The sequence below is a fragment of the Streptomyces albidus (ex Kaewkla and Franco 2022) genome (assembly GCF_013870515.1).
Classification (GTDB): domain Bacteria; phylum Actinomycetota; class Actinomycetes; order Streptomycetales; family Streptomycetaceae; genus Streptomyces; species Streptomyces albidus.
The window spans coordinates 1-8,999 of the sequence record NZ_JACBXA010000239.1; the positions used below are offsets into that span (position 1 = coordinate 1).

The 8,999-nt window shown below is 71.4% G+C and carries 9 protein-coding genes; 2 read left to right on the plus strand and 7 right to left on the minus strand.

Going from position 1 to position 8,999, the window contains the following annotated elements; all coding sequences use genetic code 11:
- A partial coding sequence (locus H5J26_RS25030) for a hypothetical protein (RefSeq protein ID WP_210771742.1) occupies positions 1–318 on the plus strand: 318 nt, incomplete at its 5' end.
- A 48-nt stretch (positions 319–366) separates the two neighbouring features.
- Here H5J26_RS25030 and H5J26_RS25035 read toward each other — a convergent pair.
- The 5 genes from H5J26_RS25035 to H5J26_RS25055 form a co-directional block, all read right to left on the minus strand.
- Entirely contained in the window at positions 367–2,637 is a 2,271-nt protein-coding gene (locus H5J26_RS25035; RefSeq protein ID WP_181768229.1) for a 2-dehydropantoate 2-reductase, read from the minus strand.
- Positions 2,634–3,482, minus strand: a complete 849-nt coding sequence (locus tag H5J26_RS25040; protein WP_181768230.1) for an SDR family NAD(P)-dependent oxidoreductase — start codon at positions 3,480–3,482, stop codon at positions 2,634–2,636. Before H5J26_RS25040 ends, H5J26_RS25035 begins: the two co-directional genes overlap by 4 nt.
- Positions 3,482–4,813, minus strand: coding sequence for an MFS transporter (locus tag H5J26_RS25045; protein WP_181768231.1), 1,332 nt, complete (start codon positions 4,811–4,813; stop codon positions 3,482–3,484). Before H5J26_RS25045 ends, H5J26_RS25040 begins: the two co-directional genes overlap by 1 nt.
- Positions 4,810–5,784, minus strand: coding sequence for a polysaccharide deacetylase family protein (locus tag H5J26_RS25050; RefSeq protein WP_181768232.1), 975 nt, complete (start codon positions 5,782–5,784; stop codon positions 4,810–4,812). Before H5J26_RS25050 ends, H5J26_RS25045 begins: the two co-directional genes overlap by 4 nt.
- A gap of 75 nt (positions 5,785–5,859) precedes the next feature.
- On the minus strand, positions 5,860–6,843 hold the full coding sequence (locus tag H5J26_RS25055; RefSeq protein WP_181768235.1) for an Lrp/AsnC family transcriptional regulator: 984 nt from the start codon (positions 6,841–6,843) through the stop codon (positions 5,860–5,862).
- Positions 6,844–7,102: 259 nt separating this feature from the next.
- On the opposite strand from H5J26_RS25055, the gene H5J26_RS25060 reads away from it, so the two are divergent.
- Complete coding sequence (locus H5J26_RS25060) at positions 7,103–7,513, plus strand: DUF1992 domain-containing protein (protein ID WP_181768233.1); 411 nt, start codon at positions 7,103–7,105, stop codon at positions 7,511–7,513.
- 208 nt (positions 7,514–7,721) lie between these two features.
- Here the strand turns inward: H5J26_RS25060 and H5J26_RS25065 are convergent, their stop codons facing one another.
- Together H5J26_RS25065 and H5J26_RS25070 are read right to left on the minus strand one after the other, a co-directional pair.
- Positions 7,722–8,006 (minus strand): hypothetical protein, encoded by a 285-nt coding sequence (locus H5J26_RS25065; protein WP_235981062.1) that lies wholly within the window; start codon positions 8,004–8,006, stop codon positions 7,722–7,724.
- A gap of 261 nt (positions 8,007–8,267) precedes the next feature.
- A complete protein-coding gene (locus H5J26_RS25070; protein ID WP_181768234.1) occupies positions 8,268–8,831 on the minus strand; it encodes a dihydrofolate reductase family protein in 564 nt (187 codons plus the stop codon).
- Positions 8,832–8,999: the final 168 nt, after the last annotated feature.

Sequence of the window (8,999 nt, forward strand, 5' to 3'; positions counted from 1 at the left end):
GTGCACTCGCCGCACCGTTCGGCCGTGCACGAAGCGCTCGAAGACCGGCTCGCCGAGGACGCCTTGGTCGTGGACGTCCTCGGCAGCGCGGCCCTCGGTCCTTCACACGCGGGTACCACCGGCCCCCGTTCGCTGCCCGTACCGGCCGGGCGCACGTACCGGCGGGTGGTCCTCGGCTTCGCCGACGGCCCGCAGGGCACGCGCTGGCTGACGCACCGGGAGATCAGCGACGGCGTCCTCGCCGCGGTGGATCCGCGACAGCAGGACGCCGTCACCGTCGTCGGCCGCTTCACACCCTGGAGTCAACGGCCTTCCTGAGCGGGACAGTTCACCTTTCCGCAGCGAGCCGGCCGCCCGCGCGCCCGTTCACTCGGCGAAGGCGGCCAGGATCCCGGCCGCCAGCGCCGCGCGTTCCGTCATGCCGCTGACCGTGGTGTGTTCCGTACGGGCGTGCGCACCCGCGCCCACCGCGCCGAGGCCGTCCAGGACGGGGACCCCCGCGGCGAGCACGAAGTTGCCGTCGCTCGCGCCGCCCACCGACGTCTCCTGGAGGTCCAGGCCCAGCGGAGCGGCACACTCCCGTGCCAGTTCGTAGAGCCGGGCCACCCCGGGGGTGCGTTCGAAGACCGGGCGGTTCCAGTCGCCGGTGACCGCGACCTCGGTGCGGGGGTCGACCGGGGACGCCTCGCTGAGCGCGTCACCGATCCGCTTCTGCTCCTCCGCCGACGCGACCCGTACGTCGATGTCGGCGACGGCCCGGCCGGCGGTGACGTTGCTTCGCGTACCGCCGTGCAGGACACCGACGTTGACGGTGGTGCCCGCCGGGGGATCGCTCAGGGCGGAGAGGCGCAGCACCTGGTGCGCCGCCTCCTCCACGGCGCTCGCCCCGGCCGTGGGGTCGAGGCCCGCGTGCGCCTCCACTCCCTCAACGGTGAGCCGGAACAGGCCGACGCCCTTGCGGGCGGTCTTGACCGCTCCGTCGGCGGCGGCTTCGAAGACGAACGCGGCACGTGAGGTCACGGCCTCCGAGACGATGGCGTCGCTGGAGGCGAGGCTGCCGGTCTCCTCGTCGCCGTTCAGCATCAACGTGCAGGCAGGGCGGGGCAGTCCGAGGGCGTCCAGCGCCTTCAGCGCCCACACCGCCTGCACCAGACCGGCCTTCATGTCGAAGACTCCCGGGCCCGTGATGCGGTCGCCGTCCCGCTGGAAGGGCCACCCCTCCAGCGTTCCGGTCGGCCACACCGTGTCGTAGTGACCGAGCAGCAGTACGGGACGCCCGCGGCCGGCTTCGTGTCCGTTCACCTCGCCCGTGGGGGCGGGGTAGCGGCGGACGAGGATGTCACCGGCGGTCTCGCTCGGGAGCAACTCCTCGGTGATTCCCCGGCTTCCGGCCGCACCCAGCGATTCGTCCAGCCAGCCGCGCAGCCAGCTCAGGCACGTCTCGAGCTCCAGCGGGTCGTCGCTGGAGCTGCCCTGAGAGGTGTACGCGGCGAGGTCGGAGACCATCTCCTCGCGGTGGTCCTCCAGCCACGCCCGTACCGACTGCGCCTGGTCGTCGCTGAGGACCGCGCCGGCGGGGAGCGTGGCGGAGGTGGCAGGAACGGAGGGGCTCTCACGCAGGGAGGCGAGGCGGTCCAGGTCGTCGAGGCGGGACTCGGACATCGACCCGGGGTCCTGCTCCAGCTCGCGCAGTCCGGAGATGACGGCTCGCAGCACGGGCGTCTCGATGCCCGCGCGCTGCGCCTCCTCGAAGACGGTGGTGTAGTGCGTGGTCACCTCCACCGGCCGCCGCCGCACGGCGATGTCACGCCAGATGCCGCTGCGGTCCTTGGGCTGGGTGCGCAGCCAGGCGGTGAGCCGTTCGGTGGCCGCCCTGCGCACGTCGATGGGCCGTCCGCGCTGGAAGGCCCGCGCCTCGAAGGCGTCGAAGGGCTCCAGCCGGGTGCCGACGGCGTCCGCCACGTCGAAGACCTCGTGCACGATTTCGTACATCGACTCGCGGTGGCGGTCGATCAGATCGGCCATCGAGTCGTCGGCGAGCGCGGTCGCGGCGAGCATCGCGCCGAAGCCGGCCTTGGCCCACAGATAGCCCTCGACGTTGTCGCTGGCGCGGGCCGGGCCCCAGGCCTGGAGGTCGGCGACCAGCCTGCGGACGCGGTCGGAGACCGGCGCCCCGCCCGGCTCGCCGATGACGAACGCGCCGGGGCCGCCGTCGCGTACGACTCCCGGCCCGGTCACGTCGGCGAAGATGTTGACGAACGCGGCGACCGTGCGCTTGGCGCCGACGTGCTCGGCGATGAGCGGTTCGTTGAAGCCGTTCTGGACGGAGACGACGTAACCGTCGGGGGCCAGGCGTGGAGCGATCCATCGCACGGCGCCCTCGGTCGCCTGCGCCTTGACGGCGAGCAGCACCCGCTCCAGGGAGCCGTCGAACTCCTCGGGAGTGCAGGCGGTGACGCGTACGGCGGCGAAGCGGCCCGCTCCGTGATCGACCGTCAGTCCGTGCTCCTGGACGGCGGCCACGTGCGCCACGTCGGAGTCGACCACGGTGACGGGGTGCCCGGCCCGGGCGAGGCTGTGAGCGAGGGTGCCGCCGATGGCTCCTCCGCCGACGACGGTGTAGGCGTCGCCGCTCATATGGCGCTTCCTTCCGTGCTGTTCGTGTCGTGAGCGCTGAACGCGCTGTTCCCGCCGTGGTGTTCGTGCAGCCCGACGTGTGTGCCGTTCGCTACCGGCGGCCAGAGCCGTGGCAGATGACCCGCGCCGGCGGAGGAACCGCCGTCGACGCGCAGGATCTCCCCGGTGACCCACTCGGCCTCCGGGCCCGCGATCCAGAGCACCGCACGGGCGACGTCCGCTGGAGTGCCCGCCCGGCCGAGCGGGTTGGCCGAGACGGCCGCCGCGTACTCCGGCGCGACCGGGTTGCAGGCGCTGTCGACCGGTACGAAGCCGGGGCTGACGGCGTTGACGCGGATGCCGTACTGGCCGAGTTCGAGAGCGGCGGCCCGGGTCGCCATCTCCAGTGCGGCCTTGGAGCTCGCGTACGGTCCGCCGCCGGGACGTGCGCGCTGAGTCGCGCCGGACGAGATGTTCACCACCGACGCCGGCCGGGACGCCTCCACCGCACGCCGGGCCAGCGCCGCCGTGGCCAGCGCAGGCGCCCGGGTGTTGAGTGCGAACACCCGGTCCCAGCCGGCCGCGTCGACGTCGAGCATGTCGAGGGACGGGTAGATCCCGGCGGCGTTGACGAGCACGTCGAGCGAGCGGTGGGACTCCCAGGCGCGGGCCACGGCCTCCTCGGGGCCGTCGGCCCCGGCGAGGTCGACGCACACCGCTCCGGCGTCCAACTCCCGGGCCACGGTGTCCAGTCGGTCCGCGTCGACGTCCACCAGGGTGAGCACGTTCCCCGCCTGTTCGGCGAACGCCTCCGCGACGGCCCGTCCGATGCCGGACGCGGCGCCTGTCACCAGGACGTGGGCCATCAGGCGAACTCCTTGTTCTTCGTCTCGGGCATCGTCAGGTAGATGACCAGCGAGACCAGCGCCGCTCCCGAGACGTACATCCACAACAGCCCGCCGTGGCCCGCGTCGTTGAGCCAGGTGGTGATGTAGGGCGCGGTGCCTCCGAAGAGGGCCACGGCCAGCGCGTACGGCAGGGCGATGCCGGTGGCCCGTACCTCGGGCGGGAACTGTTCGGCCATGATCACCGCACAGTTGGCGGAGTAGCCGAGGATCAGCAGCATGCCCGTCAGCTGCACGAAGAAGAGACTGGCGAAGCTGTTGCTCAGCAGGTGCAGCAGAGGCCAGGCCAGTACGACGAAGCCGCCGGCGAAGCCTGCCATGGTGGGCTTGCGCCCGATCTTGTCGGACAGTTTGCCGACGAAGGGCAGCAGCGTGATGAAGATGGCAAGGCAGATCGTCTGGGACAGGAGCGCCTTGCTCAGCGGGATGCCGGTCGCGATGTTCGCGTACGTCGGCAGGTAGGTGATCCATATGTAGTACGTGAGGGTGCCCGCGATGGTGATGCCGACGACGCGCAGCGCGGCACCGGGGTGCTCCCGGAACATGGCGGTGAGCGGGTTGCTCCGCGAACGGCCGCTCTCCTGAGCCTTGTGGAAGGACTCGGTGTCCTCGACGGAGACGCGCAGCCACAGCCCGACCAGGCCGAGCAGGCCGCCGGTGATGAACGCGGCGCGCCAGCCCCACGAGTGCAGCGCGTCGTCGCTGAGCGTGGACGTCAGCACGGTGCCCAGCAGCGAGGCGATGAGCGTGCCGCCGCCCACGGAGACCTGCTGCCAGGAGCCGGCGAAGGCACGCCGCCCGGTGGCCGCCGACTCGACGAGGAAGGCCGAGGAGGATCCGAACTCCCCGCCCGCGGAGAAGCCCTGCAGCAGCCGCGCGATCAGCAGCACGACGGGGGCGGCCACGCCGACCGTCTCGTAGCCGGGGGTGAGAGCGATGACGAAGGACGCCCCGGCCATGAGCCCGACGGTCAGGGTGAGGCCCTTCTTGCGGCCGAACCGGTCCGCGTAGGCGCCGAGCACGGCCGCGCCCACGGGACGCACGACGAAGCCGACGGCGAAGACCGCGAGCGTGGAGAGCAGCGCGACGGCGCCCTCGGACTTCGGGAAGAAGACGTCGGAGATCGTCTTCACGAAGATCGTGTAGAGGGCCCAGTCGACCCATTCGACGGTGTTGCCGATGGTTCCGGCCAGGATGGCCTTGCGCTGTGCGCGGTTCAGCTTGTGCGGCGCCGGTGAGGACGAGGGCCCCTGCGGCCCTTTCGCAGCGGTGGACGAGGCGTCGGTGCTCATGCGTCGGGCTCCGTGGGGACGGCGGGGCGGTCGAGTTGTTCGCGGGCTGCGCCGGCCAGCTGGGCGTGGGTGGCGAACCAGACGCCGGCGTGCGCGCTGATGTGATCGAGCAGTTCGCGCAGGATCACCAGACGGGAGCGGTGCCCGATGACGTGGGGGTGCATGGTGAGCTGGAAGACGCCGCCGTCGCGGTACGCCGCGTCGAACTCGTCCTTCCAGATCTCCAGCACGTCACGGGGGCGGGTGTAGGGCCTCACGGCGGTGAAGCGGTCCATCGTGAAGTACGGGGCGTCGTCGCGGATCCAGTCGACGGGGATCTCGACCAGACCTGTCGCGGTGCCGCGCGCCACCACCTCGTAGGGCTCGTCGTCGGCCATGAGGGAGGAGTCGTAGTCGAAGCCGAGATCGAGGATGGTCTGCAGAGTGGAGTCGGAGAAGTCCCAGGAGGGCGTGCGTATGCCGGTCGGCGCGGCGCCGGTCACCTCGGTGAGGGTCTCCAGGGAGCGGCGGATCAGCGTCTTCTCGTCCTCCGCCCCGAGCAGGGTGTTCCGCTCGTGTATCCATCCGTGCACACCGACCTCATGGCCTTCGCGGACGTAGCGGCGTGCCTCGTCGGGGTGCAGCAGGGCGGAGACGGCGGGCATGAAGAACGTCGCGGGAACGCCGAAGCGCTCCAGCAGCTCCAGCACGCGGACGGCGCCGACGCGGGCGCCGTACTCGCCCTGCGCGATGCGGCCGGGGCTGGTCTCGGCGTCGCGGAGCGGAATGGTCTCGTGGTCGGAGTCGAACGACAGCGCCACCGCCACGCGCGCGGCCTCGGGCCAGCGGGGCGGTGTGAGGGAGCGCCCCGCCCGTACGGCCTCCGCGTGGCCGCGCCACACGGATTCGGGCCACTGCCACGAGGGGCGGTCGTCGGCGACGGACGGTGCGGCGGGAGCTGTGTCGGGAGAGGGGGCGTCGTCGGTGGACATGATGCCTCGCAGGTGGAGAGTGGAAGCGGACGGCGGTCGTGACGGGGGACGGGGGTATCGGGCCGGGGGCGGGGGTCAGGCGTCGAACTGGTCCATGCGCGTCCAGGCGCCCTTGAGCGTGACGAGATGGAGGGTGACGTCGGAGCCGTTGAGGCCCGGCAGGGCGCCGATGACCTCGTCGGTGTAGCGGAAGAGGTCGGTGCGGCGCGGCAGCACCATGTGGCCGACCAGGTTGAACCGGCCTGTCGCGGCAGCCAGGAACTTCGTTCCCGGATGCTTGGCGAGCTGACGTCCGGCGGTCTCCAGATGGCCGGGGTCGATCGACAGCCACAGCATGAACTCGGCCTCGTACCCGAGCAGTGCGGGCTCCGCCAGAGTGCGGAAGTGCAGGCTGCCCCGGGCGACGAGTCTCTCCATCGCACGGGCGACGCTGGATTCGCTGCGCTGGAGGTTCCGGGCGACGGTGGTGACCGGAAGCCTCCCGTCCGTCGCGAGTTCGCCGACGACGGCACGTTCGAGTTCCGTGAGCGGCTGGGGCGCCTTGTCCCAGTCGACCCGCTCGAAGGGCGGCGTGAGGGCGGGCCGGAGGTCGGCCACCGCCTCCCCGGGCAGCAGCCCGGTGTCCCAGAGCGCCGCCGAGGAGAAGGTCCGGATCACCGCGACGTGCTCCGTGCCGGCGATGAGGTGGGCGCCGGGCAGATCGGTGTAGAGCAGACGCAGCAGCTCTTCGTTGTCACGGGCGACGAAGTCGACGATCAGGTCGGCCGTGCCCGTGACGAGGGCGAGGAACCGGGCTTCCGGACACTCGGCCAGCAGTTCGGCGAGCTCAAGCCCCTTGCCGGGACGGGCCTGGACGCGTACGAGCATCGAGGAGCCGCCGCCGGTGCGGTCGAGCTCGACGGCGCCCACGACGTGGAGCAGCTTGCGCTCACGCAGGACGTTGAACCTGCGCTGGGCGGTGGATTCGCTCGTCCCCGCCCAGCGGGCTATGCCCGCCCACGGCGCGCGTCCGTTGAGCTGGAGCGCCGCGATGATGCGGCGATCCAGCGCATCGATCATGTCGGCACTCGCTCGCGGAATCATGGGCGAGACGTTAGGTAGACGATTTCAAGCCGTCAATGGCGGAATCCCGCATGCGCAGGACCGGGCCAACGGGAATCCACCGCGAGTCGTCCCGCCGAGGCCGGGAATCACCAGCGGGGGAGTGCGGGGGGCCTGCGCCGCGGCGTGCGGGATTCCGTCGGAAGAACTTCCGGATTCGCTCCCCGACGCGGGGGCGGCCTGGCAGCGGCGGCACCGGGCGGGGGAGAATCGGACCATGACGGAACGCAAGCCGCCTGGCCTTCCCTTCGAGTCCTGGGTCGACAAACAGATCCGTGAGGCCGAGGAGCGCGGAGCCTTCGCCGACCTCCCCGGCGCGGGCAAGCCGCTTCGCGATGCGAACGCGCCGTACGACGAGACCTGGTGGCTGAAGCGGAAGATGCACGACGAGGGCCTGTCCCATCTGCCGCCCACCCTCGCCCTGCGCAAGGAGGCGGAGGACGCCCTCGCCGCGGCGCGCCGTGCACGCTCCGAGAAGGAGGTGCGGCGGATCGTGACGGAGATCAACGAGAAGATCCGCGCCGCGATCCGCACGCCGCCGGCCGGCCCGCCCCTCAACCTGGTCCCGTACGACGTCGAGGGCGTCGTCGCGGAGTGGAGCGAGAAGCGCGGGCAACGCGCGGATTGAAACGGCGGCCGAGCTCTGGCGGAGCCCCGGCCGGCTCTGAGTGAGTGCCGACTGAGCGCCGACTGAGGAAGCCCCCGCCAGGCGAAGGCTTCCTCAGTCGGGCAGGGGAGTGCCTCCGGCGCCGGAGCGGCGCCGTGAGGGTGGGGGACCACTCCCGCGGGATCAGCCCGGTGTCAGCGTCAGCGCACCGGGCTCAGGGCATCGGGGCTCAGGGCAGCAGTGAACGCACCAGCCTGCACGTGGTGTTGGACGGCGGATGCACGCCGATGCGCGCTGCCGCGCTCCGTATCGTCCGGTCGCGGGCCTGAGTCGGGGTGTAGACGCCGGCGTCGAGCAGAGCTATGGCGATCCGCATCGCTTTGAGCTGGCGGTTGTGCGATACGTACCACTCCCTCGGACGGCCCGCGGGCAGCCGCCTCTTGGGCACCTGCGCGGGCGCGGGTGATGCTGACAGGGCGAAGAGCGGGGGTGTCAGGGTGCTGGCTGCGGTCATCGGCGACCTCCATGAGCGTCGTGAATCCGCCTGGAATCTGCACCAGGATTCTGTTCACCAGAATACCGCTCGGCACTGACAACGAGCCCGACAACGTCCCTGGTCGCAAAGGAAGTTGGGAAAGTTGTTCGATTCTTCTCGCGAGGAGTGCGTCAGCCTTTGCGGCGGGTCCGAGGCCGACCGGTCACGAAGGGTGTCCGGGTGCGCAGATCGCAGAAGCCGCCCCGGCAGGTGGCTGGGGACGAGCTGACCGTCGGGCACTCAGCGCCTGGTCTCGTACCTGGTCAGCACCACACCCTCGGGAAACGTCCGGGTCTCCACCAGGCTCAGGTTCACCCAGTTGTCCAGGGCCGCGAAGAACGGCGTGCCACCGCCCACCAGGACCGGCGCGGTGGCCAGCACGTACTCGTCGATCAGCCCGGCCCGCATGACCGCCGCGGCGAGTGTGGCACCGACGATGTCCATCGGGCCGCCGTCGTCGGCCTTGAGCCTGGTGATCTCGGCGACCGCGTCGCCGGTGACCAGACGGGTGTTCCAGTCGACCTTGTCGATCGTCGAGGAGAACACCACCTTCGACATGTCCCGCCAACGGCCGGCGAACTCGATCTCCGCCGGGGTGGCACCCGGCTGCTTGTCGGCGGTCGGCCAGTGGGAGCTCATCGTCTCCCACAGCTTGCGCCCGTACAGCGCCAGGCCTGTCGCGCCCACCCGGTCGGACCACCACTGGAACAGCTCGTCGCTCGGCACGCTCCAGCCGAGGTCGTCGCCGGGCGCGGCGGTGTAGCCGTCCAGGCTCACGTTCATGGCGAAGGTCAGTTTCCGCATGGCGTCGGCCTCCCGGTGAGTCGGTGTTCGGCGTACGGACCAGCACCGCGCGCAGAACTCATCGGTCAGGCCGCACCGAGGGCCAGTTGACCACCACGCCGAGCAGCCCGTACCCGGCCCCCGATGCCCGGAAGGGGCGCACCGTGATCCGGGCGCCGCCGGACTAGA